Below are 26,066 nucleotides of genomic sequence, written 5' to 3' on the forward strand. Positions count from 1 at the left end.
AGCACCGCACCGCGGGAGTTCCGGGGGATCAGCCGAGCCGGAGCTTCAGCGCCTCCAGCTCGTCGCGCAGCGAGGTCGGCACCTTCTCGCCGATCCTGGCGAACCACTCCTCGATCATCGGGACCTCGGCGCGCCACTCGTCGGCGTCGAACCGCAGCGCCGCCTCGATGTCCTCGCGGGAGGCATCCAGGCCGTCCAGGTCGAGCGCGTCGGCGGTCGGCACGTGCCCGATCGGCGTCTCGACCGCGGCGGCCCGGCCCTCCAGCCGCTCGACGGCCCACTTCAGCACGCGCGAGTTCTCGCCGAAGCCCGGCCACAGGAAGCGCTTGTCCTCGCCGCGGCGGAACCAGTTGACGTAGAAGATCCTCGGCAGCTTGTCCGCGTCGGCCGACTTGCCGGTGTCGATCCAGTGCTGGAAGTAGTCACCAGCGTGGTAGCCGATGAACGGCAGCATCGCCATCGGGTCGCGGCGCACCACGCCCACCTTGCCGGTGGCCGCGGCGGTCGTCTCGCTGGACAGCGTGGCGCCCATGAACACGCCGTGCTGCCAGTCGCGCGACTCGGTGACCAGCGGGATCGTGGTGGCGCGCCGGCCGCCGAAGAAGATCGCCGAGATCGGCACGCCCTTCGGGTCGTCCCACTCGGGCGCCTTGATGTCGCACTGCTCGATCGGCGTGCAGTAGCGCGAGTTCGGGTGCGAGGACAGCTCCTCCGAGCCCGGCGTCCAGTCCTGCTTCTTCCACGACGTCAGGTGCGCGGGCGGCTCGCCCATGCCCTCCCACCACACGTCGCCGTCGTCGGTCAGCGCGACGTTGGTGAACAGCGAGTTCCCCTTCTCGATGGTGCGCATCGCGTTGGGGTTGGTGTGGTAGTCGGTGCCGGGTGCGACGCCGAAGAAGCCGTTCTCCGGGTTCACCGCGTACAGCCGGCCGTCCTCGCCGAACCGCATCCAGGCGATGTCGTCGCCCAGGGTCTCGACCTTCCAGCCCGGGATGGTCGGCTCCAGCATCGCCAGGTTGGTCTTGCCGCACGCGCTGGGGAACGCGGCCGCGATGTAGTGGACCTTCCGCTCCGGCGAGGTGAGCTTGAGGATCAGCATGTGCTCGGCCAGCCAGCCCTCGTCACGGGCCATCACCGAGGCGATGCGCAGCGAGTAGCACTTCTTGCCCAGCAGCGCGTTGCCGCCGTACCCCGAGCCGTAGGACCAGATCATCCGCTCCTCGGGGAACTGGGTGATGTACTTGGTCTCGTTGCACGGCCACGGCACGTCCTCCTGGCCCGGCTCCAGCGGCGCGCCCAGCGAGTGCAGCGCCTGGACGAACTCGGCGTCGTCGCCAAATCGGTTCAGCGCCTTCGTGCCCATGCGGGTCATGATGTGCATGGAGACGACGACGTACTCGGAGTCGGTGATCTCCACGCCCAGCATGGGCTTCTCCGCGTCGAGCGGGCCCATGCAGAACGGGATGACGTACATCGTGCGACCGCGCATCGAGCCCCGGTACAGCTCGGTCATGGTCGCCTTCATCTCGGCGGGGTCCATCCAGTTGTTCGTGGGGCCCGCGTCCTCCGGGTCCACCGAACAGATGAAGGTGCGCTCCTCGACCCGCGCCACGTCGCTGGGATCCGAGGCGGCCCAGAAGGAGTTGGGTTTGCGCTTCAGCGGCACGAAGGTGCCCGCCTCCACCAGACGGGCGGTGAGCCGGTCCCACTCCTCCCGCGAACCGTCTGCCCAGACGACCTGGTCGGGGCAGGTGAGCTCGGCGACCTCGCGCACCCAGGAGAGCAGGCGCGCGTGGTCGGTGGGTGCCTGGTCGAGACCGGGAATTGCCACTGCCGTCATCTCGTCTCCTAGCTGAGCGCCAGCCCACGGTGGACGCCGGTGTCCGGGTGGGACGTCCTCGGGAATGGCTCCGCCCGCCCCGGTGGGGGGCGTGCCGTTTAAGGGATAGACGGAGGTTAGCCGGGTTAATGGCGGGTAACGCTCATCCGGCCTGTCGGCTGCCTCACAAAACCGATCCTGGAATCGATTCAGCACCCGATCACCTTAAAACCGGGGTGTGACCTGGGCTTTAGTCGGCGGAATGCAAGGGCGGGCCGGTGCGTCGGCCGCCACACCGGGGAGGTTACTGTTTCGGTACAGGGTGAGAGCGCTCTCACATGAGACCAGAAAAATTGTCGCGAAAAATGCCCGGATTTCTCGACCGTTCCAGAAATGCGCGCGCGGACCTCAGCCGTCGAGCCGCCGGTAGTACCGGACCTGCGGGAACGGCGTGAAGCCCGCCTTCTCGTAGGTGCGGCGGGCGGGCGCGTGGCCGGGGTCGCCACCGGTGCCGACGACGGCCAGGGTGACGCCCGCGTCGCGCAGCCGCTCGACGGCGTACCCGGTGAGCGCGCCGCCGATGCCCTGCCGCTGGTGCTCCGGGTCGACGGCCAGCATGTGGATCTCGCCGTCACCCGGACGGACCGCGACGAACCCGACCGGGCGATGCCGCCGGTCGGCCACCCACACGGAGGTCGCCGCGTCCCGGCAGACCTCCTCCACGGCCTTCGCCTGGGTGGTCTCCCAGTCCGGGAACAGCGCCTCGTAGACCCCGGCGCCCAGGACGGCGCGGAACGAGTCGAAGACCGGGGCCCACGCGCGGAGCGAGAACTCCACGACGGTGGGGATGTCGTCGGCGGTCAGGGGGCGGATGACCATGCCGGACATCATCGCGGGGGCGCGGTGCCACCGCACACCGGTTTTCCGCCCGCCCGGGTCTCACCGCCCGCCTGAACCCGACCGCACTCGAACCCGGCCGCCCGCCTGAACCCGGCCACCCGCCCGGTCCCGGCAGCCCACCCCCGGCCCCCGGTGACAGCCGGGCGGCGACGGCGGCCGGCCCTCGCGGCCCGGCCGAACCCGGCCACCCACCCGAACCCCGGCGGCAGCCGGGCAGCAGCAGAACCTAGGCCCGGGTCAGTTCGGGCTGATCCACTGCCCGGTCACGGAGTCGATGCGCACCACGCCCGACACGGTGACCTTGTTCTCCCCGCCCCACGCCCCGTCGCTGTCGGGCGCGTACTTGCCGTCCTCGCCGATGCGGCCGTGCTCGACCTCGGTCCACTCGTCCTCGCCGGTGTGCCGCGAGACCGTGACCTCGCCGTCCCGGGTGATCTCGGTGGCCAGGTCCGCCTGCCCGTCGCCGTCGGCGTCGGTGAACAGCCAGGTGTCGCCGTCCTCGTCGCTCACCACGGCGGTGTCGGCGCGGCCGTCGCCGTCGGTGTCCTCGGTGGCCGGGCCGATGTTCTGGTCGGCGCCGTCGGCCACGTCCACCACGATCGACCGGCCGTCGTTGGTGTTGGTGCGGTGGTCCCGCTCGTCGTCGGGGTCCACCGCGACCCAGTTGCCCGAGTCCTCGTCGAACTTCGCCTGCGCGACCAGCTCGCCCTCGGCGTCGAAGCTGCTCATCAGGTCGGCGTCGCCGTCGCCGTCGGTGTCGCTGAACGCCAGGTGGCCGCCGTCGTCGGTCTCGACGACCGCGCTCTCCTCGACGCCGTCCTGGTCGAGGTCGTAGTTCGCCTCGGCGGTGTACTCCTCGTCGCCGACCGTGACCTTCAGCTCGCCGTCGGTCGTGCCCGTCTCGTCGATGTACACCGTGCCCCACCCTCCCGCTTTCGTGTACCGGTGAGACTCACGTTATGCCCGTTCGGTTCCACTCGGAAGCTCTCACGCGCGGTCGCGCAGCGCCCTGATCCGCCCCAGCAGCTCGTCGACCCGGGCGCGCCCGGCGGTCAGCTCGGCCAACCGCTTGGTCACCGCCTGCAACGCCCGCGCCCGCTCGCCCGCGCCCATGCGCAGCGCCTTGTCCACCTCGCGCAGCTCGGCCTCGATCGCGTCGACCCGCCTGCCCAGCGCGTCGTCGAGCGCCAGCGACAACTGCTGCTCCGCCTCGATCAGCTGCTCGGCGACCAACTGGTCCACCGCGGACCGCGCGTCGGCGATGGCGTCGGACAGCCACTGCTTGAGGTGCTGCTTGTCGGCCGAGTGCTTGCGGGTGCGCGCCATCCACCAGCCCGCGCCCAGGCCGAGCACCACGGTCACCGGCAGCACGATCGGGTTCAGCGCGGCCACGCCCAGCCCGGCCAGCGGCAGCGCCGCCAGCCGCCCGGCGCCCAGCCCGCCGGACACGCCCATGAACACCAGCAGCTTGTCCTCGGCGGTCGGCACGCGCCGCTCCGGCGGGCGCAGCACCACCGGCGGCGTGGCGCCGCGCGCGAACTGGCCGCGGATCACGGCCAGCTCCTCGGGCGAGAACAGGTCGGCCAGCGCCGCGTCGGCCACCCGCGCCAACCGCGTGCCCAGGCCCCCGCTGATCCGGCCCGACACCACTTGCAGCGCCGCGTCCACCTGCTGCGGCAGCAGGGCCAACTGCTCACGCGAGGCCGAGTCGATGGCCGTGCGGAACCAGGTCTGCACGTCCCGGATCTGCCTGCTCACCTCGTGCGCGCCCTCCACCCGGGCCCGCTGCACCTCGCCGCGCAGCCGCACCTGCCAGCTGCGCGTGGACGACCGGCGCTGCGAGTTCAGCTCGTCGCGCCGCGCGCGCAGCGCCTCGGCCTCCTCCTCGCCCGCCGACAGCGCCCGCTTGTCCGCCTCGCCGCGCGCGACCAGCTCGTCCAGCACGGTGGCCAGCGCGCGCAGGGCGTTGGCCTCGCCGAGCATCGCCGCCCGCCCGACCACCAGCTCCTGGAGCACCCCCTGCAACGCGCCGACGCCCGACCGCTCCCGCAGCATCGCCGCCGCGTCCGGGTTCGGCGCGCCCGCGGCCAGCTCGAACATCCGCGAGGACACCGGGTGGAACCGCGCGTCGGCGAACCTCGGCGCGTGCTCGGCCAGCAGCGCCCGGTCGGCGTCGAGCACCTGCTGCCAGCCCCGGTACTGGTCGACCTTGGTCAGCGCGAACACCACGGTCTCCACCCGCTCGCCGAGCGAGCGCAGGAAGTCCAGCTCGCCGCGCGTGAACGGGGCCGAGGCGTCGACCACGAACAGCAGCGCGGTCGCGTCGGCGGCGGCCTCGGCGGCCAGCTCGCCGTGCACCGCGTCCAGGCCGCCGACGCCGGGCGTGTCGACCAGCGACAGCCGCTCCAGCAGCGGGATCGGGGCCTCCACCTCCACGTACCGCGGCGGCAGCATCCCCTCGGGCAGGTCGTGCGCGGCCGACACCCAGCGCGGCAGCTCCGACCGGTCGAACGGCACCGGCGACATCGACCCGGCGTAGCAGGCGCGCGCCGCCCACTCCGGGCCGTGCCGGAACACCAGGTACGCCGCGGTGGCCACCTCGGCGTCCACCGGGGACAGGCCCGGGGTCGCCAGCAGGGCGTTGACCAGGGAGCTCTTGCCCCGGTTGGTCTCGCCGACGACCACCACCGACGCGGGCCCGCCGCGGCGGGTCTCCACGAACGACGCGGCCGACGGGTCCAGCGAGCGGACCAGGGCCGTCAGCTTCTCCCTGGTCTGCCGGACGGTCTGCGGCAGGCTCGTCATCGCGCCGTGTAGACGGTGACCACCGGCGCGCGCAGCGTGCGGCCGCGGTCGTCGAAGCCGACCACCTCGGTCTCGGCGACCACGCCGTCCAGCGACGCGTCGTCGGTGGGCACGGTGCCGCCCGCCTCGTGCCGGGCCGGGTCGAAGCGCTCGCCGTCGGGGCGCAGCGCGGTCACGCCGATGCCCGCCAGGCCCTCCTCGATCCGCTCGACGACGCCCGAGCTGCGCGCCCGGTCCAGGGCGTACAGGCACAGCTGCACCAGCGCGCGCCGCTCCGCCAACGCCTGGTCCAGCAGCTCATCGGCGATGGTGCTCTCCACACCGGCTTCGGACGCGGACGCGCCCGGTTCCGTTCCGTTACCCGCCGTCATCAGCGCCGCCCCCGGAGTTGTTGCCAGATCAGGAAGTACGCCCGGTGCACCACGTGCGCCACCCGGCTCTGCGCGGGCGTGGCGCCGAACGACGCGAAGGACCGCCACCAGCCGGCCCGCTCCAGCGCGTGCGCGACCAGCACGGGCACCGGTCTGCCGGGCAGGCCGAGCTGCTCGGCCGGGTCCGGTGAGCTGCCGAACCGCAGCACCTCTTCGAGCAGGTCGTCGGGCATGGCCACGGCACCGGAGGAGACCAGCGTCAACGCCTCCAGCAGCCGCAGCTGGTGCGCCTCGGGCTTGGCCAGCAGCACCTCGATGGCGTTGTGCACGCGCTGCCGCTCGTTCGGGTCGCCGGAGGCGGCGGCCAGCGCGGTCACCGACGCCAGCGCCGCGGCGGCCTTGATGCCGTCGGCGCGCGACCGGAACACCGCGTTGAGCTTGGCGCGCACCCCCTCCAGGCCGGACGCGTCGAGCAGCTTGCGGCGCAGCGCGCCCGCGGTGATGCCCGGCTCCGCGTCCAGGGCCTCCAGGGCCTTGCGCACCCCGTACAGGTCCAGCTTCTCCAGCAGGCGGGCGCGGACGCCCGCCGGGACGTCGCACTCCCAGGTGGTGAACAGGTCCGCCGAGATCAGCACGGTCTCCCGGGTGGCGGCGTCCAGCGCGGCCAGCCTGCGCAGCGCGTCCGCGTCGGCCGAGGTGAAGCCGCCGGTCTCGGTGGACTCCGCGACCAGGCCGATCACCGGCAGCACGTCGGCGACCCGGGGCTTGAGGGACAGCGCCTGGCGCTCGGCCAGCAGCACGGCCGCCCGCCACGTGTCGCCGCCCGAGCCGGCCACGGTCTCCGCGGCGATCGTGTCGGCCTTGTTGAGCACCGCGATCGCGTTCACCGGACCGGCCTCGCGGCTCGCGGTGGCGGCGGTGAACGCGGCCAGCGCCTGCTGGTCGTCGGCGCGCACGCCCTGCGTCACCACGTACAGCACGGCCTCCGCGCCCGCGACCGCGTTGCGCGACACCGGGTCCAGCCCACCGCCGAGCAGCGCCTCGGTGCGGGCCACCGACGCGGCGTCGAGCGAGCCCAGCCCGGGGGTGTCGATCACGGTCAGGTCCCGCAGCACCGCGTTGGTCAGGTACGCCTCCACGTGCGACACGCGCTCGACGTCCACGCCCAGGTCGCGCGGGATCTCGCCGTCCGGGCCGAACGGCAGCACCTGCTTGCGGCCGTCGGTGAACACGACCTCCACCCGGTCGACCGTGCCGTACTGGAAGCGGGTCACCAGGCGGGTGCACTCGCCCACGTCCGTCGGCGCGACCCGGCGGCCGATCAGCGCGTTGACCAGCGTCGACTTGCCCGACTTGATGCGGCCCGCCACCGCGACCTGCAGCGGCGCGGACAGCCGGCGCAGCACCTCGCCGAAGCCGGCGGCCGTCGCCGGGGACACCTGCGGGCGCAACCCGGCGCACAGGTCCGCCACGGCCGCCGAGAGCGGGCCGGCGAGCTGCTGGGCCTGGGTCGTCACGCCCGAATCGTGCCACGCGGGGGTGACGTCCCGTTTGTGAACGGCGGTTCGCGGGTATTTCCGCCCTCGACGAGGGAGGTCACGTCATGGAACAGGGCTATGCGGTGTTCCTGCTGCTCGGCGTGGTGCTGGTGCTGATCGACGGCCAGCTCATCTACCGCAGCGGCAAGGGCTACATGAACCGCGCTTACGGCGACCCGGAGGCGGCCAGGTCCATGACCCGCCTCGCCACCGTGCTCTTCCACCTCGTCGTGCTGGGCCTGCTCGCCCTGGTGTCGATCATCAACGTGGACACCGGCGACCCGGTCAAGGACGTCGTGGTGAAGCTCGGTGTCATGCTGCTGGTGCTCGCCTCGGTGCACGCGATCACGATGATGATCCTGGGCCGCATCCGGGACCGGCAGCTCCAGCAGCAGCTGGCCGACGAGATGGCCGAGGAGCACCGGCAGTTCGAGCAGCAGCAGCACCACCGCGTGCCGGTGCAGAACCGCGCCGAGCCGCTGGCGCACCCGACGACCACGTCGCCCGCCGCCACCGCGGCCACCGCGACGCCCACCGCGCCCACCGCGGCGCACCGGCCGCGGGTCGAGCCGGCCGCGCCGACGGCCGCCGAGCAGGTGGACCCGACGCAGGTCAAGACGATCAGGTAGGGGTCGTCGGTCCATCACCCTGGAGGACTAGACCGGGTCAGCCCGTGGCGCGACGCGCCGCGGGCTGTTCCGTACCTAACCTGGTGCCGTGCGGCGGCTGAGCCTGTGGATGCGAGCGCACCCGGTGTTCGGGGACTCCCTGATCGCCGGGCTGCTGTTCGTGATGGACCTGGGCACGATGGTCGCCTCGACGCAGTACGTGCCGCTGGGCGCGATGCTCGTGGTCAGCGTGCTCATGGTCGTGCCGGTGGTGTTCCGGCGCAGGCACGCGCTGTGGTCGAGCTACATCATCCTGTTCGGCGGCGTGGTCCAGCTCTTCACCCACGGCGACGCGGTCGGCGGGGTGCCGGTCCGGGCCTCGGACTTCGCGCTGGCCGTCGCGCTCTACACGGTCGTGGCCTACGCGGGGCGGCGGCAGGGCCTGCTGTACGCGCTGTGGCTCGCCCTCGGCTCGCTCGTCTGGGCGTTCTGGCGGATCGGGCCGGGCCTGGACACCGTGTTCGTGCTGTTCGTCATCGCGGTGATCTTCGGGTTCAGCTGGGCGCTGGGCGAGTTCGTCGGCGCCCGCCGGGCCTACCACTGGGAGCTGGAGCAGCGGCTGCGGCTGCTGGAGACCGAGCGCGACCAGCAGGCGCGGATCGCCGTCGGCGAGGAGCGGTCGCGCATCGCGCGCGAGCTGCACGACGTGGTGGCGCACGCGGTGAGCGTGATGGTGGTGCAGGCCGACGGCGCCGGGTACGCGATCCGCAGCGACCCCGACCTGGCCGAGGCGGCGGTGCGGACCATCGCCGACACCGGCAGGCAGGCGCTGACCGAGCTGCGGCGGCTGCTCGGCGTGCTGCGCTCGGAGGACCGGTCGACGGCCCAGTGGGTGCCGCAGCCGGGCGCGGACGACCTGCGGGAGCTGGCCGAGAACTGCCGGGCCGCCGGGCTGCCGGTGCGCCTGGAGACCTCGGGCGACCTGGCGTCGCTGCCCGCGGGCCTCGGGCTGGGCGTCTACCGGATCGTGCAGGAGGCGCTGACCAACACGCTCAAGCACGCCGGGTCGGGCGCGTCGGCGACGGTGCGCGTGGCCCGGACCGGCGAGCAGGTCAGCGTCGAGGTGGCCGACGACGGGTTCGGCACGCCCCACGACCTGGTGGCCGTGTCCGGCGGGAACGGGCTGATCGGGATGCGCGAGCGGGCCGGCGTGCTGGGCGGCACGCTGGAGGCGGGCCCCAACCCCGGCGGCGGGTGGCGGGTTCGCGCCGTGCTCCCCCTGGTGCCGTCATAGGGTGGGACGGGTGATCCGGGTACTGCTCGTCGACGACCAGGAGCTCATGCGGATGGGCTTCCGGATGGTGCTCGGCGCCCAAGAGGACATCGACGTGGTCGGCGAGGCCGGCGACGGGCTCGACGCCGTGCACCTGGCGGCGTCGCTGAAGCCGGACGTGGTGCTGATGGACGTCCGGATGCCCGTGCTCGACGGGGTCGAGGCGACCAAGCGGATCGCCGAGGCGGGCACCGCGAAGGTGCTCGTGATGACCACGTTCGACCTGGACGAGTACGCGCTGTCGGCGCTGCGCAACGGCGCGTCCGGGTTCCTGCTCAAGGACACCCCGCCGGGCGACCTGGTGTCCGCGCTGCGCGCGGTGGCCAGCGGCGACGCGGTGGTCTCCCCGTCGGTGACCAAGCGGCTGCTGAGCCGGTTCCTCGGCGACGGCGGCGGCGAGCTGCGCGACGCGTCGGTGCTGGAGGTGCTGACCGAGCGCGAGCGCGAGGTGCTGGTGCTGATCGCCAAGGGGCTGTCCAACACCGAGATCGCGCGCAAGCTGTTCCTGTCCGAGGCGACGGTGAAGACGCACGTGGGGCGCATCCTGGCGAAGCTGGACCTGCGCGACCGCGTGCAGGCCGTGGTGCTGGCCTACGAGACGGGGCTGGTCCGACCCGGCGACGTGTGAGCCGGACCGCCCCGCGCGCTCAGCGGTACTTCGCGGCGTCGGCCGCGGTCGGGTCGACGCCCGCCTTGAAGACCTCCTCGTACCAGCGGCCCCAGTCCGGCCGCGAGCCGTCCAGGTCGGTGAAGCCGTACTCGCGCATGAGGGTCCACGACGCGAGCGCCCGGCCGCTGAAGCGGTGCCGGTCCGGGTCGGCCGCCAGCGCCGCGATGCCGCGGCCGAGGTAGTGCGGCGTCTCGGACATGGCGTAGTGCGGCTCCTTGGCGATCGCGTCGCGCCAGGTCGCCTCGGTCACGCCGAAGTGCTCCAGCATCTGCTCCGACCGCAGGAACCCGGGCGTGACCGCGACCGACGTCGCGCCGTGCGGCTCCAGCTCGCGCGCCATCACCGTGCCGAAGCGGCGGATCGCGACCTTGACCGAGTCGTAGGCCAGCGACTCGGCGTAGTGCTCGTCGCTGTCGCCGTCGGTGACCTCGACGAGCAGGCCGCCCGGCTCGCGGATCAGCAGCGGCAGCAGGCGGTGCAGGGTGACCAGGTGCGCCTGCACGCTGTTGCGCCACAGCCGCAGCTGCTTGTCCAGGTCCTGCTCCCAGAACACGCCGAACTGGGTGTCCTGCTCACCGCCCCACACGTCGTCGACCAGGACGTGCAGGCCCCGCCCCTCGGCCTCCACGCGCGCCCGGAACGCGTCCACGTCGGCGGGCTCGGTGAAGTCGCACCGCACCGCGATGCCGCGGCCACCCGCGGCCGTGACCAGCTCCGCGGTCTCCTCGATCGTCTCGTCGCGCCCGATCGGCGACCTGTGCTCGCGCGTCGTGCGGCCGCCGACGAACACCGTCGCGCCCGCCGCGCCCAGCTCGACCGCGATCGCCCGGCCCGCGCCGCGCGTCGCCCCCGTGACCGCGGCGACCTTCCCCTTCAACGGCTGTTCGGCCATCATCTCCCCTTCCACGCGGCCAGCACCGCGTCCACGTCCTCCAGCAGCCGGTCGGCCAGCGCGCCGTCCGGCCGGACCGACCAGTCCATCGCCACCCCGTAGAGCAGGCCGGTGAGCACCCTGGCCGCGCGCTCCGGCGACGGGGCGCGCGGCAGGTCGACCCGGCGGGTCAGCTCCAGCACGGTCCGCCCGGTCGTCTCGTACAGGTCGGCCAGCAGCGCCCGCAGCTCCGGGTCGAGCAGGTCGACGCCGAGCTGCGCCAGGTGGTTCTGCGCCTCGTCCGGGTCGGTCATGCCCTCGAACCACGACAGCAGCGCGGCGCGCAGGCCCGCCACCGGGTCCGCCACGTCGGCCGCCCGCCGCATCCGCTCGGCCTGCTCGGCCGCGGTCTGCCTGGTCAGCGCCCGGAGCAGGCCGCCCTTGGAGCCGAAGCGCTGCCCCACCGTGCCCACCGACACCCCGGCCGCCGCGGCGACCTCGGCGAGCGTGAAGCCCGGCCCCCGACGGCCGATGACCTGCGCCGTCGCGGCGAGCAGGCGCTCGTCGGTGATCGTCCTGGGGCGGGGCACGGGGTTATTGAACCACGGTTCATTAACTGGTGGGGCGGATGGGCCGCGTCACGCCGGGTACGGGCTGCTCGCGCGGGCCGTGCGGAGGGCGCCCGCCCACCAGGCGAGCTGGTCGAGCAGGGTCTTGGCGTAGCCGGGGGCCGCCGGGTCGAGCGGGCGGCCGTCCCGCCAGGCGGTGAAGTAGTTCGGGAAGGCCAGGCCGTCGCGGACGGTCACCGCGTGCAGCTCGGTGAGCACGTTCTCCAGGTGCAGCACCGCGTGCCGGCCGCCCGCCGCGCCGCCGTAGCTGACGAAGGCGACCGGCTTGGCCGCCCACTGGGTGAAGTGCCAGTCGACGGCCGCCTTCAGCGACGCGGGGTAGCTGTGGTTGTACTCGGGCGTGACCAGCACGACCGCGTCCGCGCCCTCCAGCGCCGAGGTCAGCGGCGCCATCCCGGCCGGGCGGGGGTAGTCGTCGCCGGCGTACTTCGGCGACGCCGCGGGCAGGGCCAGCGGGAGGTCCACGTCGGCGAGGTCGACGACCTCGACGTCGAACCCGCCGTGGGCGGCGGCCTGGTCGGCGAACCACGAGGCGACGACCGGGCCGAACCGCCCGTCGCGGACGCTGCCGATGACGATCACGAGCTTGTTGTCCATGACCACCACGTTCGCGCCGTGCCGCGGTCGTGGGGAGGCCGTGCCCAGGATGGCCCCCGCAGGGCCACCCTCACCGGCGGCGGCGCTCCTATGCTCGGGTCGTGGGCACACCGCTGGGGGACTTCATCCGGGCCAGGCGCGACGGCACCCGGCCCGAGGCGCTGGGGCTGCCGGAGCACGGCCGCCGCCGCGCGCCGGGACTGCGGCGCTCGGACCTCGCCGCGCGGGCCGGCATCAGCGTCGAGTACCTGACCCGCATCGAGCAGGGCCGCGACCGCAACCCCTCGCCGGCGGTGCTCAACGCCCTCGCCGACGCGCTGCTCCTCGACCCCGCCGAGCGCGGCCACCTGCGCTACCTCGCGAAGATCACCGGCGGCGAGTGCGCCAACCGCCCGCGGCCCGCGCCGCCCGCGCGGCGGGTGCGGCCGGCCGTCCTGGAGACCCTGCGCCTGCTCGAACCGGGCGTCGCCGCGGTGACCAACCGGCTGGGCGACGTCCTCGCCCGCACCGCGGCCTACGAGTCGGTGCTGGCCGGCACCGGGCTGCTCGACGGCGACGCGCCGAACCTCACCCGCTACGTCTTCACCGACCCGCGCGCCCGGGAGCTGTTCGCCGACTGGGAGGACGTGGCGGACGAGCAGGCGTTCGACCTGTGGCTCGGGCCCGCCGCGGAGAACCACGAGTGGTTCGTGGCGGAGCTGGCGCCCGCCGCGGGCCCCGACCTCACCCGGCGCCTGCACCGGCACGCCGTCCCGCGCCGCGGCGAGCTGCGGCTGCACCACCCCTCCGGGGCCGAGCTGCGGTTCGCGCGCGAAACCCTCGAACTGGCCTCGGACGCGCAGCAGCTCGTCGTGTTCCTGCCCGCGGACGGGGCGACCGCCGAGGCGGTCGACCGGCTCCGCGGCCCGTCCCGCGGCAGGCTCCGGGTCATCTCGTAGCGCGATTTAGCCTGTTCGTGTGACGTGGACACCCCGAATGGTCGCCCTGGACATCGACGGCACGATCACCCCGGTGGGGCGCGAGGACGTGGCGCCCGCGGTGCGCGCGGCGATCCGCCGGGCCGTCGACCGCGGCGCGCACGTGGTGCTCTCCACCGGGCGCAGCCTGATCGGCACCCTGCCCGTGGCCGGGCACCTGGGGCTGACCGGCACGGCGCTGTGCTCCAACGGCGCGGTGTGGTGGGACGCGGCGGCGGGCGAGGTGGTGCGCCGGGTGGTGTTCGACCCCGGGCCCGCGGTGGCGCGGCTGCTCGACCTGCTGCCGGGCGCGGTGTTCGCGACCGAGGTGACCGGGGTGGGGAACCTGTCGCTCGGGCGGTTCCCCGACGGCGACCTGTGGGGCGAGGTGCGGCACGTGACCCGCGGCGAGCTGGTGGCCGCGCCGACGTCGCGGCTGGTCGTGAGGTGGGTCGGGCGGACGCCGGAGGAGCTGCGGCTGCGGCTGCTGGACGTGGCGCTGCCGGGGGTGGCGTGGTCGGTGGACCACACCGAGCCGTGGCTGACGCTGTCGCCGCCCGGGGTGACCAAGGGCGCGGCCCTGGAGGAGCTGCGGCGGGAGCTGGGGGTCTCGCCCCGGGACACCCTGGCCGTCGGGGACGGCGACAACGACGTGGAGATGCTGCGGTGGGCCGCGCACGGCGTGGCCATGGGGCAGGCGCCGGTGACCGTGCGCGAGGCGGCCGACGCGGTGACGTCGACCGTGCTGGAGGACGGGGCGGCGGCGGTGCTGGACCGGTACTTCGCGGCTTAGGCCCGGATGTGGAACTCAGGGGGGCCGGGGGTTCGACTCGGGGGGTCCTGGGGTTCGACACGCGGGGGCTGAAGGGTCGACACGCGGGGGTCGGGGGTTCGACACGCGGGGGTCGGGGCGGCCGGCCACTCAGGGTGGTCGTGGATTACTGCGACCGAGGTAGGGAAGCGGGTAAGACCGAAGTCGGACCCACGAGTCAACTACAGACCGATGCGCGGGCGGCCCCCGGACCGCCAGGGTGTACTGGACAACGGGGGATGCGTCGTCCAGGGGAGAGACCATGATCGAGGCTGTCGGCCTCACCAAGCGCTACGGGAAGACGGTGGCGGTGGACGACTTGTCGTTCACCGTGGCGCCGGGCCGGGTCACCGGGTTCCTCGGGCCCAACGGCGCGGGCAAGTCCACCACCATGCGCATGATCCTCGGCCTCGACCGGCCGAGCGCGGGCCGGGTGCTCATCGACGGCAAGCCCTACGCCAAGCTCGACCGCCCGCTGCGGACCGTCGGCGCCCTGCTGGACGCCAAGTGGGTGCACCCGAACCGGTCCGCCCGCGCCCACCTCCAGTGGCTGGCCAAGTCCAACGGCCTGCCCGACCGCCGGGTGGACGAGGTGCTGGACCTGGTGGGCCTGACCAAGGTCGCCAAGCGCCGCGCGGGCGGGTTCTCGCTGGGCATGTCGCAGCGCCTGGGCATCGCCGCCGCCCTGCTGGGCGACCCGAAGGTGCTGCTGTTCGACGAGCCGGTCAACGGCCTCGACCCCGAGGGCATCCTCTGGATCCGCCAGTTCATGCAGGGCCTGGCCGCCGAGGGCCGCACCGTGCTGGTGTCGAGCCACCTGCTCTCGGAGATGGCGCTGACCGCCCAGGACCTGGTGGTCATCGGGCGCGGCAGGCTCATCTCGCAGAGCAGCACCACCGACTTCGTCGAGCGCGCCACCGAGAACACCGTGCGGGTGCGCAGCCCGCACGCCGACAAGCTGGGCGCGATGCTGCTCGACAAGGGCTTCACCGTGCGCGACGACGCCGACGGCGCGCTCGTCGTGTCCGGCGCCACCAGCGACCAGGTGGGCGACGTGGCGGCGGCGGGCGGCGTGGTGCTGCACGAGCTGAGCCCGCAGCGCGGTTCGCTCGAACAGGCATTCATGCAGCTCACGGGCGACTCCGTCGAGTACCACACCGACCTCGCCGCGACCGGGAAGTGACACCGCGATGACCCTGCTCGCCGTTGAACGGATCAAGCTCTTCTCCACCCGCTCGCCCTGGTGGTGCATGCTCCTGGCCCTCGTGCTGACCACGGGCATCACCGCGATCATCGCGATCAACTGGGACGGCACGCCGATGCCGCTGGTCGCCACGGTGCTGTCCCACACGTTCGGGCTCTACGTGGTCATGGTGATGGCCGCGCTGGCGGTCACCACCGAGTACCGCTTCGGCACGATCAAGTCGACGTTCCAGGCCGTGCCGGACCGCGTCTCGCCGATGGTCGCCAAGGCCGTGGTCGTGGTGCTGCTGTCCACCCTGCTCGGCGAGGCCGTCGCGTTCGGGTCGTGGGGGCTGAGCCGGCTGCTCGCCGAGGACACCTCGCAGCTCGCGCTGAACTCCGCCGACGCGTGGCGGCACGTCGCGGGCGTCGGCCTGGTGTACGGGGCGGGCGCGCTGCTGGCGCTGGGCGTCGGCGCGCTGGTGCGGCAGACCGCGGGCGCGGTGTCGATCATCCTGGTGTTCGCGCTGGTGGTGGAGAGCGTGGTCGGGTTCATCCCGAACATCGGCGACGACATCCAGGAGTGGATGCCGTTCACGGTGGCCTCCAAGTTCATCCTCGGCGGGTCGGAGGGGTCCGGGCCCGACCCGTCGGAGCTGGGCGCGACCGTGGTCGGCGAGCTGAGCCCGTGGGGGTCGTTCGCGTACTTCGCCGGGATCGCGCTGGTCGTCTACGTCCTCTCGCTCGTGGTGGTGAAGCGCCGCGACGCGTGAGGTGGGACGCCGCGCGGCCGCGCTTCGGGGGCCGGACCGCGCGGGGCAGGAGGGGAAGGGGGAGCCCGGGTCGCCTCGCGGGGGAGGCGGCCCGGGCCCGTTCCCGTTCCGGTCGGGGGGTGATCGGGGCAGGATCGGCACGAGGTGGAACGGCCGGGGGATTGGGGGCGGGCCGGCCGCGGTCCCCGGCCGGCCGAGGTGGAGCGGCCTGGGGGACCGGAGGCGGGCCGGCCGCGGTAACCCGATCGGCCGAGGCGGAACGGCCGGGGGATTGAGGGCGGGTCGGCCGCGGTAACCCGGTCGGCCGAGGCGGAGCGGCCGGGGTGGTCGCGGACGGGCCGGCCGCGGTACCCCGGGGTCGGAGGAGCTGGAGATCGGACGGGAGAAGCCGTGATCGAAGCGACCGGGCTCACCAAGCACTACGGCCGGACCGTGGCCGTGGACGACCTGTCGTTCACCGTGGCACCGGGCCGGGTCACCGGCTTCCTCGGGCCCAACGGCGCGGGCAAGTCCACCACCATGCGCATGGTCCTCGGCCTCGACCGGCCCACCAGGGGCCGCGTGACCGTGAAGGGGCAGGACTACCGGTCGCTGCGCCACCCGCTGCGCGTGGTCGGCGCCCTGCTCGACGCCAAGTGGGTGCACCCGAACCGCTCGGCCCGCGCCCACCTGCGCTGGCTGGCCCGGTCGAACGGCATCCCGGCCGCCCGCGTCGACGAGGTGCTGGGCGCGGTCGGGCTCGGCGAGGTCGCCGACCGGCGCGCGGGCACGTTCTCGCTGGGCATGTCGCAGCGCCTGGGCATCGCGGGCGCGCTGCTCGGCGACCCCGAGGTGCTGATGTTCGACGAGCCGGTCAACGGCCTCGACCCCGAGGGCATCCTCTGGATCCGCCAGTTCATGCACCGGCTCGCCGCCGAGGGCCGGACCGTGTTCGTGTCGAGCCACCTGCTGTCGGAGATGTCCCAGACGGCCCAGGACCTCGTCGTGATCGGGCGCGGCAGGCTCATCGCGCAGACGAGCACCGAGCGGTTCATCCGGGAGGCGGCCGAGGACACCGTCCGGGTCCGCTCGCCGCAGGCGGACCGGCTGCGGGCCCTGCTCGACGGCCGGGCCCGGGCCGTGGACGACGCGGCCGACGGCGCGCTCGTCGTGCACGGCGTGGAGGCCGCGGCCATCGGCGAGCTGGCCGCGTCGAACGACATCACCCTCCACGAACTGAGCCCGCAGCTCGGTTCACTCGAACAGGCGTTCATGCAGTTGACGAAGGAATCGGTGGAATACCACGCGGCCGAATAGCGAGCGCGTCTCACGCGGTCGGGTTATTCACCGGCGGTCGACGTGCCAGAAGTCGTCGTCGGGCGGCGGGATTTCGGTCACCACCGGGACGGGCGACCGACGGATTCCGTTCCGCCGGGCCCGCGCGAAGGCGGTCGCGGCGACCAGCAGGACCACCGCGCCGAGCCCGCCCGCGATCGCGACCAGCGGCAGCCGGTCGGGCGGTTCGGAAACGGCGGGCGGTTCCTGCGCGGCCGGCACGGGCGCCGCGGGGGACGTGGGCGGCGGTGGCGGCGGGAGCAGCGGGTTGCGGTCCACCCGCGGCACGTCGGCGGTCAGCGCGGCCACCGGGTCGACCAGGCCGTAGCCCGTCGCGCCGTCCCGGCCGGGTGCCTCCAGGTCGGTGGCCGTGGCGATCAGGCGGTTGACCACGTTGCCCGCGTCGAGGTCCGGGTACCGGGCGCGGACCAGCGCGGCCGCGCCGGAGACCAGCGCCGTCGCCGCGCTGGTGCCGTCGACCTCGGCGTACCCGCTGGCCGAGGCGCTGAGCGGGATGGCGGTGACGATGTCCTCCGCGGGCGCGGCGAGCACGGTCTCCGGCCCGGTGTTGGAGTGCGGCCACGGCGCGTTGCCCCGGACGGTGCCGGAGACGGCGATGACGCCCTTGATGTTGGCGGGCGCGCCCACGTGCTCCACGCCGTCGTTGCCCGTGCCGGCGACCACCACGACGTCGTGGTCGAGGGCGTGGTTGACCGCGCGCAGCAGGTCCGGGGTGAGGGTGGCGACCGAGGTCAGGGACAGGTTGACCACGTCGGCACCCTGGTCGACGGCCCAGGTCACGCCGTCGGCCACGGACGTGGTGGTGAACCGCTCGCCGTCCGCGCCGACCGAGACCGGCAGGACGCGCGCGGCCGGGGCGACGCCCAGCGCGCCGCCGCCGACGCCCCGGCCGCCGATCAGCGCGGCCATCGCGGTGCCGTGGCCGTCGTTGTCCCGCGTGCCGTCGCCGCCGCTCGCCGAGCCGAACCCGGCGCCCGGCAGCAGGGCGCCGGCGAGGTCGGGCCGCGTGGCGTCCACGCCCGAGTCGACGACCGCGACCACCACCCCCTCGCCGCGCGTGATGGCGTGCGCGGCGGGCACCCCGAGCGCGTCGAGGTGCCACTGCTGCTCCCGGATCGTCTGCGCGCGTCCGGTGCCCGTGGTGGCGGCCGAGAACGCCACCAACGCGATCACGACCGGAACGGCTCTTCGCAACACGCAATTCCCCCTGTGGCCGAGGTCACAAATATTCCATGTCACTCATGTTTCACACTTGCACATTCCGGCAACCGGAGTAAGACGTTCGTTAAGACGTCGTGAACTCCGGCACAGGGCCATGACAAATCGTTCTGCACCCGGTCAGATGGAAAGCAACGAATCGTGAGGTGGGTGTCCGGCCCGCACGCGAATTCGTGCCCCCCGTCAAGGAACCCCCCGGAGGTGAACCCGTGACGGTGCTTGATCCGGACCTGAACGCCGACTCCACGGCTGCTGGGTCGAAGGAACTGCCACGGCAACGCGACCACGCCCTCCGCGTCGAACCGATGCTGGCGCTGGAATGGTCGCACGCGATCGAACCCGCGGGAGGCGTCGGCGTCGCCGACTCACCCGCCCAGAGCCGTCGAGCCTGGATCCACCGGGCCGACGAGCAGCAGGTGCTCGCGCTGTTCCGCGCGGTCGGACCCGATGCCCCGGCACCCTGGTGGTTGCGGGCCCTCGACCGCGGCAAGATCGCCTCGCGCGCGGCGGCGTTCGCCGTCGAGGACGAGGTGACCCGACTGCTGGCCAACCGGCCGGGCTGGGTGTTCGTGCCCTGGGCCACCGAGGGCGAGGTCGGGTACTGGGAGTTCGTGCCGTCCGAGAGCGGCGTGTACGGGCCCGCCGAGCCGACCACCGTGCAGTTCACCGACCGGCACCCCGGTTTCGTGGACCTGCTCCCGGCGCACCGCGGCCCCGGCCGGCGCCAACCGATCGAGTTCACCCCGGGCGAGCTGCGCGAGCAGATCGAGGACCTGGAGAACATCGCTTAACGCCCCACCATAGGCTGTACGCCCGTGACGTCCAGCCACCAGCGACCGCCCCACCACCGAACCGTCGTGAGCTACGTGCAGCGCGGGGAGCGGATGACGGTGGGGCAGCAGCGCGCATGGGACCGCCACTGGGAGCGTTGGGGCCGCGAGGTCAAAGCGCTCCCGGCCGGTCCCGTGCACTTCGCCGACTGGTTCGGCCGCGAGGCGCCGGTGGTGCTGGAGATCGGTTCCGGGATGGGCGAGACCACCTCCCAGCTGGTGGCCGCCGCGCCCGAGGTCAACTACGTGGCCGTCGAGGTCTACAAGCCCGGCCTGGCCCAGCTCATGATGCGCGCCGAAGCCCTCGGGGCGGAGAACCTGCGGGTGCTGCGCGGCGACGCCGTCGACCTGCTCACCGACCACGTCGAGCCCGGCGCGCTGGACGCGGTGCGGATCTTCTTCCCCGACCCGTGGCCCAAGAAGAAGCACCACAAGCGGCGGCTGGTGCAGCCGGGGTTCGTGCGCCTGCTCGCCACCCGCCTGCGGCCCGGCGGCACGCTGCACCTGGCCACCGACTGGGAGCAGTACGCGGAGCAGATGCTGGAGGTCTGCTCGGCCGAGCCGCTGCTGCGCAACCGGTTCGACGGGTGGGCGCCGCGCCCGGACTGGCGGCCGGTCACCAAGTTCGAGCAGCGGGCCGTCGAGGAGGACCGGGTCAGTCACGACCTGATGTTCGAGCGCGTGGAACTCACCTGACCGTGTACTAAAGGTGCCGGATCGGGGAGACGACGAGTCGACTCCGCGTGGTTTCGTCACTCGTTGGTGCGATCTTTGTTGATCACCCGACGTGCCCCGTCCGGCAGTGACGGGTGACGTCCCCCCGCAACTACGGTTGCCGCCCGTGACCTCAACGGACGACGAAACCACGACGTTCGACCTGGACGGCGCGGAGTCCTTCCTCCGCATGTTCCACATCGCCCACCCCGAGGCGGGCCCGGTCGGGCCGCGCCTGGCGCAGGTCCGCGACGAGGTCGCCGCGACCGGCACCTACCGCCACACCGCCGACGAGCTGTCCTACGGCGCGCGGATCGCGCTGCGCGACAGCGGCTGGTGCACCAGCGGCGTGCCGTGGCGGCGGCTCAAGGTCCGCGACCTGCGCGGGCTGCGCAACGCCGCCGCCGTGGCCGGCGAGTGCGCCGAGCACCTGCGGCTGGCCTGCCACGACGGCGGCATCCGCCCCCTGGTCACGGTGTTCGCCCCGGACACCCCGACCGCGCCCGGCCCGTGCGTCTGGAACGAGCAGCTGGTCCGGTACGCGGGCTACGCCGACGGCCTCGGCGACCGCCGCTACACCGCGTTCACCGAGGCCGTGCGGGGCATGGGCTGGCGGCCACCGGCCGAACCCGGCCGCTTCGACGTGCTGCCGCTGGTCGTGGAGACCGCGCACGAGGGCGCGCAGCTGTTCACCGTGCCGCCGGAGGTGGTGCGCGAGGTGCGCCTGGAGCACCCCGACCTGCCCTGGTTCGGCGACCTCGGCCTGCGGTGGCACGCCGTGCCGGTGATCAGCAACATGCGGCTGTGCGTCGGCGGTGTCACCTACCCCGCCGCGCCGTTCAACTCCTGGTTCGTCGGCTCCGAGATCGGCACCCGCAGCCTGGCCGACGAGCACGCCTGCGGCGCGGCCCGCGAGGTCGCCGAGGCGCTGGGCCTGGACACGACCACCGAGCGCTCGCTGTGGCGCGACCGGGCCGCGGTGGAGCTGAACCGGGCCGTGCTGCACTCGTTCGACCTGGCGCGGGTGACCATCACCGACCACCACTCCGAGTCGCGGCACCGGCTGTCGTGGCTGCGCTCGCGCCAGCGACCCGCCGGCAACCGACCGGCGTTCCGGCTCGACCCGGCGGCGGCCCGCCGGGCCCGCGCGGGCGGACCCGCGCGCTTCACCCCCCACCCCGCGGAGACGACCCGACCGCAGTCCCCCGGGCGCCTGGCCGAACTGCTCCGCCGGCGCGCGGAGGGCTGAGCGACCCCCTGCTACCGCTGCGAGTCGATCAACACGCCCGACAGCGCCATCAGCACCAGCACCAGCAGGCCCACCACGGCACCCGCCCAGGTGGCGACCACTCCGAACATGACGTCCTCCGTTCCCCGACTGCTCCTCCAGGGTCACCCCGGGTTTCGTCATCCGACATCGGCCACTGGTGTGTTTCCGCAGGCGTTCGGATCAGCCCGACGGCCGATGGGGCGCCCGACCGGGGGTGGACGCGGGATACGACCGGAGGACCTACCGTGACGGGTCGTGGAGAGCACTCACCTCGGGTGGCGCGCACTGGCCCGCCGCCAGTGGCCCCTGACCTGCGCCCTGCTCTTCTTCCTCGGCGGCGAGCTGTTCAGCGAGCGGGGCGGCTGGTGGCAGCTGTTCGGCGCCGCGGTGGTGTGCGCGCTGGCCGTGCTCTCGCCCCGGCGGCCCTTCGACGCGGCGCTGGCGGCCGCGACCGCGCTGGTGGTGACCTCGGTGCTGCTGCGGCTCACCGACGCCGACCCGGCCGTCCCCGCGGTCGCCGGGCTGGTGATCTCCGAGGCCGCCGCCGTGATGGCGATCATCGCGGTCGTGGTGCGGCAGGCGGCCCCCTGGCGGGCCGCGGTCGGGGTGGTGGTGCTGCTGGCGGCGTCCGCGTCGACGCACGCGCTGCGGCCGGACTACTGGCTGCGCGAGTGGGCGCAGTACGCGCCCGAGGTGTGGCAGCAGCTGGTCGGCGGCGGGGTGCTGCTGGCGCTGTCGCTGGGCACCGGCCTGTACTTCCGGGCCCGCGACCGCGAGCGGGCGACCGCGGTGCGGGCCGAGGTCGCGGCGGCGCAGCACGCCGAGCGGATGGCGCTGGCGCGCGAGCTGCACGACGTGGTGGCGCACTACGTGACCGGGATCGTGGTGCACGCGCAGGCGGCGCAGGCCGTGCCCGCCGCCGCGCAGGAGGTGCTGCCGATCATCGTGCACAGCGGCAACGAGGCGCTGACCGCGATGCGCAGGCTGGTCGGGACGCTGCGCGGCACCGAGGCCGATGCCCCGGCCGCGACCAGCGACCTGGCCGACGACGTGCGCGGGGTGGTGGCGGGGTCCGACCAGCCGGTGCGGCTGCACCTGGACCTGCCGGTGTCCGTGCCGCCGTCGCTGGGCCGCTCGGTGCTGCGGCTGGTGCAGGAGTCGCTGACCAACAGCCGCAAGCACGCCGAGGGCGTGTCCCGGGTGGACGTGTCGGTGACCGTGTCCGACGGGCAGGTGCGCGTGGTGGTGGCCGACGACGGGCGGGAGCGCCGGTCGGCGCCCGTCGGCGGGTCCGGCGGCTACGGCCTGGTGGGCATGCGGGAGCGGGTCGAGCTGCTGGGCGGCCGGTTCGCGGCGGGCCCGCGTGCCGGCGGTGGCTGGGAGGTGCGGGCCGAGCTGCCGGTCGGCGGGTGAGCCGGGTTCAGCCCCGCGTCTCCGGCAGCTCCGCGGGCAGCGGGTAGGTGAACGCCTTCGACGCGTCCTCCAGGGCCAGGTGGCGGCTGGTGACGGCGGGGCGGCGCTGGGCCGGGATGCCCGGGCGGTAGTCGCCGAGCCAGGAGGTGACGTCGCCGGTGAGGCGGGCGTTCTCCGCGCGCAGGGCCGCGACCTCGGCTTCCAGCTCTGCCGTGCGCGCCAGGTGGCGCTCCTCGGCCTCCCGGTGCACCCGGACGACGGACCAGAGCAGTTCGTAGGCGCTCTGCTCGTGCTTGGGCCGGCTCGGCTGCTTCGGCGCGTCCGGGGTGGTCACCCGCAGCTCGACCACCCGGGGCTGGGGGGCGGCCGGGTCGGGGTGGGGCTCGGACCGGGCCTCGGCCGGTTCGGGCCGGGGTCGGGCCGGTCGGGCCGGAGCCGGTTGGGGCGCGGGTGTGCCGGCCGCGGGTGTCGCGGCGGCGGGTGTCGCGGCGGCGGGTGTGCCGGCCGCGCGTGCCCCGGCCGCAGTCGTCCCGGCCGCAAGTGCCCCAGCCGTGGGTGTCCCGGCTGCGGCGGTCCCGGCCGCAGGTTTCCCGGCCGCGAGTGCCCCGGCCGCAGACACCCCAGCCACAGACACCCCAGCCACAGGCACCCCGGCTGCGGCGGTCCCGGCCGGGACCGCTTCGAGCTGGATCGGGTCCGGCTTGGCCAGCCGGTGCCGCCGCGCCCACTCCGGGCCGCCGATCAGCGCGGTCGTCACCTCGGCCGCCCCGGACCCGATCCAGTCCGGGCACCGCAGCCGCACGCCGTCGGGCACGGGCTCCCCGGTGGCGCGGCAGTGCAGGTAGCGGGCGGTCGCCAGCACCTCGGGCACGTCCCGCGGGTCCACCGCGGCCTCGACCAGGTCGGCGATCCGGTCCCACGGCGGCCGGCAGTCCGACCGCGCCGCGACCCCGATCCAGCGGGCCACCTCGGCGCGCACCGAGCCGAGCGACCGGCCGTGGGCCCAGTGCCGCGGGTCGGCCGCCGCGCGCTTGAGCACCCGCCGGTACGCCGTGCTCAGCCTGCCGTGCCCGTCCACGAGGTGGACCAGCAGGTACAGGGCGAGCCTGCGGCGCTCGCGGGACAGGTGGGGGTCGGTGAAGTCGGCCTCCGACCGCAGCACCGCCACCGCCCGCTGACCTCGTCGGTTCGTGTTGCCACCAGCCACAGTCGCTCCTCCCGGACCAGTACGGCCACCCGCTCCGGCAGGCTACGACCGGTTCGGCCGGGAACAAGGCCCGAGCGCGTCAAACCAACTTTTCGGGTTACGGGTCGGCGTGTCACCCGGTCGTGTGCGGCAGGATCGGGACCATGTCGTTGCGCCTGCACGCCCCCGTGGTCCTGCCCTGCGATCCCGCCTGCTCCGTCCTGCGCGACGCCGTGGTCGACGTCGTCGACGGCCGGGTCGCGCACGTCGGCCCGCGCGCCGACGCGCCCGCGTTCGACGGCGAGGTCCGCGAGCTGACCGGCATCCTGCTGCCCGGCCTGGTCAACACCCACGCGCACAGCCCGATGGTGCTGCTGCGCGGCATGGGCGGCGACCTGCCGCTGCTGCGCTGGCTGCGCGAGGCGATGTGGCCGGCCGAGGCGAGGATGAAGCCGGAGGACATCCGGGTCGGCATGCTGCTCGGCGCGGTGGAGATGCTGCGCAACGGCGTCACCACCAGCGCCGAGATGTACTTCCACGGCGAGCAGCTGGCCGACGCCGTGCTCGCGGCCGGGTCGCGGGTGCTGTTCGGCGCGGCGATCATGGACCTGCCGGGCCTGCCCTGGCGGCCGATGGCCGAGGAGATCACCCGGTGGATCGACGCGGACGGGCTGCGGATCGGGCCGCACGAGCGGGTCGAGCTGAGCTACGGGCCGCACTCGGCGTACACCCTGGCGCCGGAGGCGCTGGCCGAGGTGGCGGGGCTGGCGCGGGACCGCGGCGCGCTGCTCCAGGTGCACGTGGCCGAGTCGGCGGAGGAGGACGTGGCGCAGCGCGAGGCGCACGGCTCCGTGCCGCGGATGCTGGAGCGGTTCGGGGTGCTCGGTGGGCGCGTGCTGTCGGCGCACTCGGTGCACCTGTCACCGGAGGACGTCGCGATCTACGCCCGGCACGGCGTGGGCGTGGCGCACTGCCCCGGGTCGAACACGAAGCTGGCGTCGGGGATCGCGCCGGTCAAGTCCTACCTGGACGCGGGCGTGAAGGTCGGGCTGGGCACGGACGGGCCGGCGTCCAACGACGACCTGGACCTGTTCGAGGAGGCCCGGCTGGCGGCGCTGCTGGCGCGGGTGACGTCGCTGGACGCGACCGCGATGCGGGCGGCCGACGCGCTGCTGCTGGCCACGCGCGGTGGGGCGGCGGCGCTGGGCCGGGACGACCTGGGCGCGCTGGAGCCGGGGCGGTGGGGCGACGTGGTGCACGTGGACGTGGACGACCCGGCGTTCGCCACAGGGCTGGACGCGCCCGACGAGCAGGTGCTGGCGAACCTCGTGTGGGCGTCCGGGACGCGGCGGGTCAAGGACGTGTGGGTCGCGGGCGAGCAGGTCGTGGCCGACGGTGAGACGACGCGGGTGGACCGGCGCGAGGCGCAGGCCGGGGTGCGCGAGGTGGCCGCCCGGCTGCGGTAGGCGGGAGGGGCGCGCGGCGCTCCCGGTGCCCCGCACCGGTGACCGGTCGTCCGCCCCCGTTCAGCGGGGGCGGGGCCGGACCACGACCTCGGTGTAGTGGGCGTCGTCGCTCGCGGTGACGGCGGTGGCGACGGCCCGCGCGACGGAGTCCGCGTGCAGGTAGAGGTTCGGCTCGTACTCGCCGGACTCCTGCGCGCGGACCTCGCGCTGCATGTCGGTGTCGACGCGTCCGGGGTGGACCGAGGTGACGCGGAGGTCGTCCTCCTCGGCGCGCAGGGCGTCGGCGAAGGCGCGGAGGGCGAACTTGCTGGCGGCGTAGACGCCCCAACCGGGGTTGGCGCGCAGGCCGGCACCGGAGTTGACCAGCACGACGTGACCGCGGCTCGCCCGCAGCAGCGGGAGGGTGAGGCGGGTCAGCTCGGCGACGGCGACGACGTTGACGTCGAGGGTGCGGCGCCAGGTGTCGGCGGTGGTTTCGGCGAGGGGGCCCAGCTCGGCGATGCCGGCGCTGTGCACGAGGACGTCGAGCCGGTCCAGTTCGGACACGGCGGCGGCGAGCGCGTCCGGGTCGGTCAGCTCGACCGGCCAGGGCGTGGCGGCGGGCAGGGCCCCGGCCACCTCGGCGAGCGCGGTCCCGTCCCGGCCGCCCAGCAGGAGGTCGTGCGTGGGGGCGAGGGCACGGGCGGTGGCCGCGCCGATGCCGCGCGACGCACCGGTGATCAGGGCGACGGGTCGGGTCATGCGAGGACCTTAACCGGCGGTTTCACCGCG

General features: G+C 74.1%; 25 protein-coding genes. 13 read left to right on the forward strand and 12 right to left on the reverse strand.

What is annotated here, in order from left to right; all coding sequences use genetic code 11:
- Positions 1 to 28: 28 nt before the first annotated feature.
- The 6 genes from EKG83_RS46180 to EKG83_RS46205 form a co-directional block, all read right to left on the reverse strand.
- A complete protein-coding gene (locus tag EKG83_RS46180) occupies positions 29 to 1,840 on the reverse strand; it encodes a phosphoenolpyruvate carboxykinase (GTP) (RefSeq protein WP_033428258.1) in 1,812 nt (603 codons plus the stop codon).
- 387 nt (positions 1,841 to 2,227) lie between these two features.
- Positions 2,228 to 2,698: a GNAT family N-acetyltransferase gene (locus EKG83_RS46185; protein WP_033428704.1), complete on the reverse strand. Its 471-nt coding sequence runs from the start codon at positions 2,696 to 2,698 to the stop codon at positions 2,228 to 2,230.
- A 258-nt stretch (positions 2,699 to 2,956) separates the two neighbouring features.
- Positions 2,957 to 3,634: a hypothetical protein gene (locus EKG83_RS46190; RefSeq protein WP_033428257.1), complete on the reverse strand. Its 678-nt coding sequence runs from the start codon at positions 3,632 to 3,634 to the stop codon at positions 2,957 to 2,959.
- Positions 3,635 to 3,706: 72 nt separating this feature from the next.
- Complete coding sequence (locus EKG83_RS46195) at positions 3,707 to 5,524, reverse strand: dynamin family protein (RefSeq protein WP_033428256.1); 1,818 nt, start codon at positions 5,522 to 5,524, stop codon at positions 3,707 to 3,709.
- Complete coding sequence (gene grpE / locus EKG83_RS46200) at positions 5,521 to 5,895, reverse strand: nucleotide exchange factor GrpE (RefSeq protein WP_033428255.1); 375 nt, start codon at positions 5,893 to 5,895, stop codon at positions 5,521 to 5,523. The genes EKG83_RS46195 and grpE overlap by 4 nt, the downstream gene beginning before the upstream one ends.
- Positions 5,895 to 7,412, reverse strand: coding sequence for a dynamin family protein (locus EKG83_RS46205; RefSeq protein ID WP_033428254.1), 1,518 nt, complete (start codon positions 7,410 to 7,412; stop codon positions 5,895 to 5,897). The genes grpE and EKG83_RS46205 overlap by 1 nt, the downstream gene beginning before the upstream one ends.
- An 86-nt stretch (positions 7,413 to 7,498) precedes the next feature.
- Here EKG83_RS46205 and EKG83_RS46210 point away from each other — a divergent pair, with 86 nt between their 5' ends.
- The 3 genes from EKG83_RS46210 to EKG83_RS46220 all read left to right on the forward strand — a co-directional run bounded on the left by EKG83_RS46210 (position 7,499) and on the right by EKG83_RS46220 (position 10,002).
- Positions 7,499 to 8,062, forward strand: coding sequence for a hypothetical protein (locus tag EKG83_RS46210; RefSeq protein WP_153278837.1), 564 nt, complete (start codon positions 7,499 to 7,501; stop codon positions 8,060 to 8,062).
- A gap of 109 nt (positions 8,063 to 8,171) precedes the next feature.
- Positions 8,172 to 9,335 carry a sensor histidine kinase gene (locus EKG83_RS46215; protein WP_153279027.1) on the forward strand — a complete coding sequence of 388 codons (1,164 nt, stop codon included), beginning with the start codon at positions 8,172 to 8,174 and terminating at the stop codon, positions 9,333 to 9,335.
- Positions 9,336 to 9,345: 10 nt separating this feature from the next.
- Positions 9,346 to 10,002 carry a response regulator gene (locus EKG83_RS46220; RefSeq protein ID WP_033428701.1) on the forward strand — a complete coding sequence of 219 codons (657 nt, stop codon included), beginning with the start codon at positions 9,346 to 9,348 and terminating at the stop codon, positions 10,000 to 10,002.
- Between the two features lie 19 nt (positions 10,003 to 10,021).
- Here the strand turns inward: EKG83_RS46220 and EKG83_RS46225 are convergent, their stop codons facing one another.
- Genes EKG83_RS46225 through EKG83_RS46235 form a run of 3 tightly spaced genes read right to left on the reverse strand, consistent with a single transcriptional unit; the run spans position 10,022 to position 12,141 of the window.
- Positions 10,022 to 10,936: an SDR family oxidoreductase gene (locus tag EKG83_RS46225; protein ID WP_194283101.1), complete on the reverse strand. Its 915-nt coding sequence runs from the start codon at positions 10,934 to 10,936 to the stop codon at positions 10,022 to 10,024.
- The gene (locus tag EKG83_RS46230) at positions 10,936 to 11,505 is read right to left on the reverse strand and encodes a TetR/AcrR family transcriptional regulator (RefSeq protein ID WP_033428252.1); all 570 of its coding nucleotides are present in this window, start codon (positions 11,503 to 11,505) and stop codon (positions 10,936 to 10,938) included. The genes EKG83_RS46225 and EKG83_RS46230 overlap by 1 nt, the downstream gene beginning before the upstream one ends.
- A 48-nt stretch (positions 11,506 to 11,553) precedes the next feature.
- A complete protein-coding gene (locus tag EKG83_RS46235) occupies positions 11,554 to 12,141 on the reverse strand; it encodes an NADPH-dependent FMN reductase (protein WP_051764718.1) in 588 nt (195 codons plus the stop codon).
- Positions 12,142 to 12,242: 101 nt separating this feature from the next.
- On the opposite strand from EKG83_RS46235, the gene EKG83_RS46240 reads away from it, so the two are divergent.
- The 5 genes from EKG83_RS46240 to EKG83_RS46260 all read left to right on the forward strand — a co-directional run bounded on the left by EKG83_RS46240 (position 12,243) and on the right by EKG83_RS46260 (position 17,159).
- Positions 12,243 to 13,079, forward strand: coding sequence for a helix-turn-helix domain-containing protein (locus EKG83_RS46240; RefSeq protein ID WP_033428250.1), 837 nt, complete (start codon positions 12,243 to 12,245; stop codon positions 13,077 to 13,079).
- Positions 13,080 to 13,098: 19 nt separating this feature from the next.
- Positions 13,099 to 13,890, forward strand: a complete 792-nt coding sequence (locus EKG83_RS46245; protein WP_228122454.1) for an HAD family hydrolase — start codon at positions 13,099 to 13,101, stop codon at positions 13,888 to 13,890.
- A gap of 280 nt (positions 13,891 to 14,170) precedes the next feature.
- Positions 14,171 to 15,091 carry an ABC transporter ATP-binding protein gene (locus EKG83_RS46250; RefSeq protein WP_033428248.1) on the forward strand — a complete coding sequence of 307 codons (921 nt, stop codon included), beginning with the start codon at positions 14,171 to 14,173 and terminating at the stop codon, positions 15,089 to 15,091.
- A 7-nt stretch (positions 15,092 to 15,098) separates the two neighbouring features.
- Complete coding sequence (locus EKG83_RS46255) at positions 15,099 to 15,863, forward strand: ABC transporter permease (protein WP_033428247.1); 765 nt, start codon at positions 15,099 to 15,101, stop codon at positions 15,861 to 15,863.
- 390 nt (positions 15,864 to 16,253) lie between these two features.
- The gene (locus EKG83_RS46260; RefSeq protein ID WP_033428246.1) at positions 16,254 to 17,159 is read left to right on the forward strand and encodes an ABC transporter ATP-binding protein; all 906 of its coding nucleotides are present in this window, start codon (positions 16,254 to 16,256) and stop codon (positions 17,157 to 17,159) included.
- 27 nt (positions 17,160 to 17,186) lie between these two features.
- Here the strand turns inward: EKG83_RS46260 and EKG83_RS46265 are convergent, their stop codons facing one another.
- Positions 17,187 to 18,371, reverse strand: coding sequence for a S8 family serine peptidase (locus EKG83_RS46265; protein ID WP_228122455.1), 1,185 nt, complete (start codon positions 18,369 to 18,371; stop codon positions 17,187 to 17,189).
- 254 nt (positions 18,372 to 18,625) lie between these two features.
- Between EKG83_RS46265 and EKG83_RS46270 the strand changes: the two genes are divergently transcribed.
- The 4 genes from EKG83_RS46270 to EKG83_RS46285 all read left to right on the forward strand — a co-directional run bounded on the left by EKG83_RS46270 (position 18,626) and on the right by EKG83_RS46285 (position 22,643).
- Positions 18,626 to 19,207 (forward strand): hypothetical protein, encoded by a 582-nt coding sequence (locus EKG83_RS46270; RefSeq protein ID WP_084716020.1) that lies wholly within the window; start codon positions 18,626 to 18,628, stop codon positions 19,205 to 19,207.
- A 93-nt stretch (positions 19,208 to 19,300) separates the two neighbouring features.
- Entirely contained in the window at positions 19,301 to 19,942 is a 642-nt protein-coding gene (gene trmB, locus EKG83_RS46275; RefSeq protein WP_228122996.1) for a tRNA (guanosine(46)-N7)-methyltransferase TrmB, read from the forward strand.
- Positions 19,943 to 20,087: 145 nt separating this feature from the next.
- The gene (locus EKG83_RS46280; RefSeq protein ID WP_063741249.1) at positions 20,088 to 21,209 is read left to right on the forward strand and encodes a nitric oxide synthase oxygenase; all 1,122 of its coding nucleotides are present in this window, start codon (positions 20,088 to 20,090) and stop codon (positions 21,207 to 21,209) included.
- Positions 21,210 to 21,485: 276 nt separating this feature from the next.
- Positions 21,486 to 22,643: a sensor histidine kinase gene (locus EKG83_RS46285; protein ID WP_033428243.1), complete on the forward strand. Its 1,158-nt coding sequence runs from the start codon at positions 21,486 to 21,488 to the stop codon at positions 22,641 to 22,643.
- 7 nt (positions 22,644 to 22,650) lie between these two features.
- Here the strand turns inward: EKG83_RS46285 and EKG83_RS46290 are convergent, their stop codons facing one another.
- Positions 22,651 to 23,850, reverse strand: a complete 1,200-nt coding sequence (locus tag EKG83_RS46290) for a hypothetical protein (RefSeq protein WP_153278839.1) — start codon at positions 23,848 to 23,850, stop codon at positions 22,651 to 22,653.
- 143 nt (positions 23,851 to 23,993) lie between these two features.
- On the opposite strand from EKG83_RS46290, the gene EKG83_RS46295 reads away from it, so the two are divergent.
- Positions 23,994 to 25,295, forward strand: coding sequence for an amidohydrolase family protein (locus tag EKG83_RS46295; protein WP_033428241.1), 1,302 nt, complete (start codon positions 23,994 to 23,996; stop codon positions 25,293 to 25,295).
- Between the two features lie 60 nt (positions 25,296 to 25,355).
- Here the strand turns inward: EKG83_RS46295 and EKG83_RS46300 are convergent, their stop codons facing one another.
- Positions 25,356 to 26,036 carry an SDR family oxidoreductase gene (locus tag EKG83_RS46300; protein ID WP_033428240.1) on the reverse strand — a complete coding sequence of 227 codons (681 nt, stop codon included), beginning with the start codon at positions 26,034 to 26,036 and terminating at the stop codon, positions 25,356 to 25,358.
- Positions 26,037 to 26,066 lie beyond the last annotated feature (30 nt).

The organism is Saccharothrix syringae, from assembly GCF_009498035.1.
In the GTDB taxonomy this organism is placed as follows: Bacteria; Actinomycetota; Actinomycetes; order Mycobacteriales; family Pseudonocardiaceae; genus Actinosynnema; species Actinosynnema syringae.

What these genes read in the sequence shown, in the direction of transcription:
- EKG83_RS46180 (WP_033428258.1), bottom strand. Translation starts at nt 1,840, where the DNA reads ATGACGGCAGTGGCAATTCCCGGTCTCGACCAGGCACCCACCGACCAC.
- EKG83_RS46185 (WP_033428704.1), bottom strand. Translation starts at nt 2,698, where the DNA reads ATGGTCATCCGCCCCCTGACCGCCGACGACATCCCCACCGTCGTGGAG.
- EKG83_RS46195 (WP_033428256.1), bottom strand. Translation starts at nt 5,524, where the DNA reads ATGACGAGCCTGCCGCAGACCGTCCGGCAGACCAGGGAGAAGCTGACG.
- grpE (WP_033428255.1), bottom strand. Translation starts at nt 5,895, where the DNA reads ATGACGGCGGGTAACGGAACGGAACCGGGCGCGTCCGCGTCCGAAGCC.
- EKG83_RS46210 (WP_153278837.1), top strand. Translation starts at nt 7,499, where the DNA reads ATGGAACAGGGCTATGCGGTGTTCCTGCTGCTCGGCGTGGTGCTGGTG.
- EKG83_RS46215 (WP_153279027.1), top strand. Translation starts at nt 8,172, where the DNA reads ATGCGAGCGCACCCGGTGTTCGGGGACTCCCTGATCGCCGGGCTGCTG.
- EKG83_RS46225 (WP_194283101.1), bottom strand. Translation starts at nt 10,936, where the DNA reads ATGGCCGAACAGCCGTTGAAGGGGAAGGTCGCCGCGGTCACGGGGGCG.
- EKG83_RS46235 (WP_051764718.1), bottom strand. Translation starts at nt 12,141, where the DNA reads ATGGACAACAAGCTCGTGATCGTCATCGGCAGCGTCCGCGACGGGCGG.
- EKG83_RS46250 (WP_033428248.1), top strand. Translation starts at nt 14,171, where the DNA reads ATGATCGAGGCTGTCGGCCTCACCAAGCGCTACGGGAAGACGGTGGCG.
- EKG83_RS46255 (WP_033428247.1), top strand. Translation starts at nt 15,099, where the DNA reads ATGACCCTGCTCGCCGTTGAACGGATCAAGCTCTTCTCCACCCGCTCG.
- trmB (WP_228122996.1), top strand. Translation starts at nt 19,301, where the DNA reads ATGACGGTGGGGCAGCAGCGCGCATGGGACCGCCACTGGGAGCGTTGG.
- EKG83_RS46295 (WP_033428241.1), top strand. Translation starts at nt 23,994, where the DNA reads ATGTCGTTGCGCCTGCACGCCCCCGTGGTCCTGCCCTGCGATCCCGCC.
- EKG83_RS46300 (WP_033428240.1), bottom strand. Translation starts at nt 26,036, where the DNA reads ATGACCCGACCCGTCGCCCTGATCACCGGTGCGTCGCGCGGCATCGGC.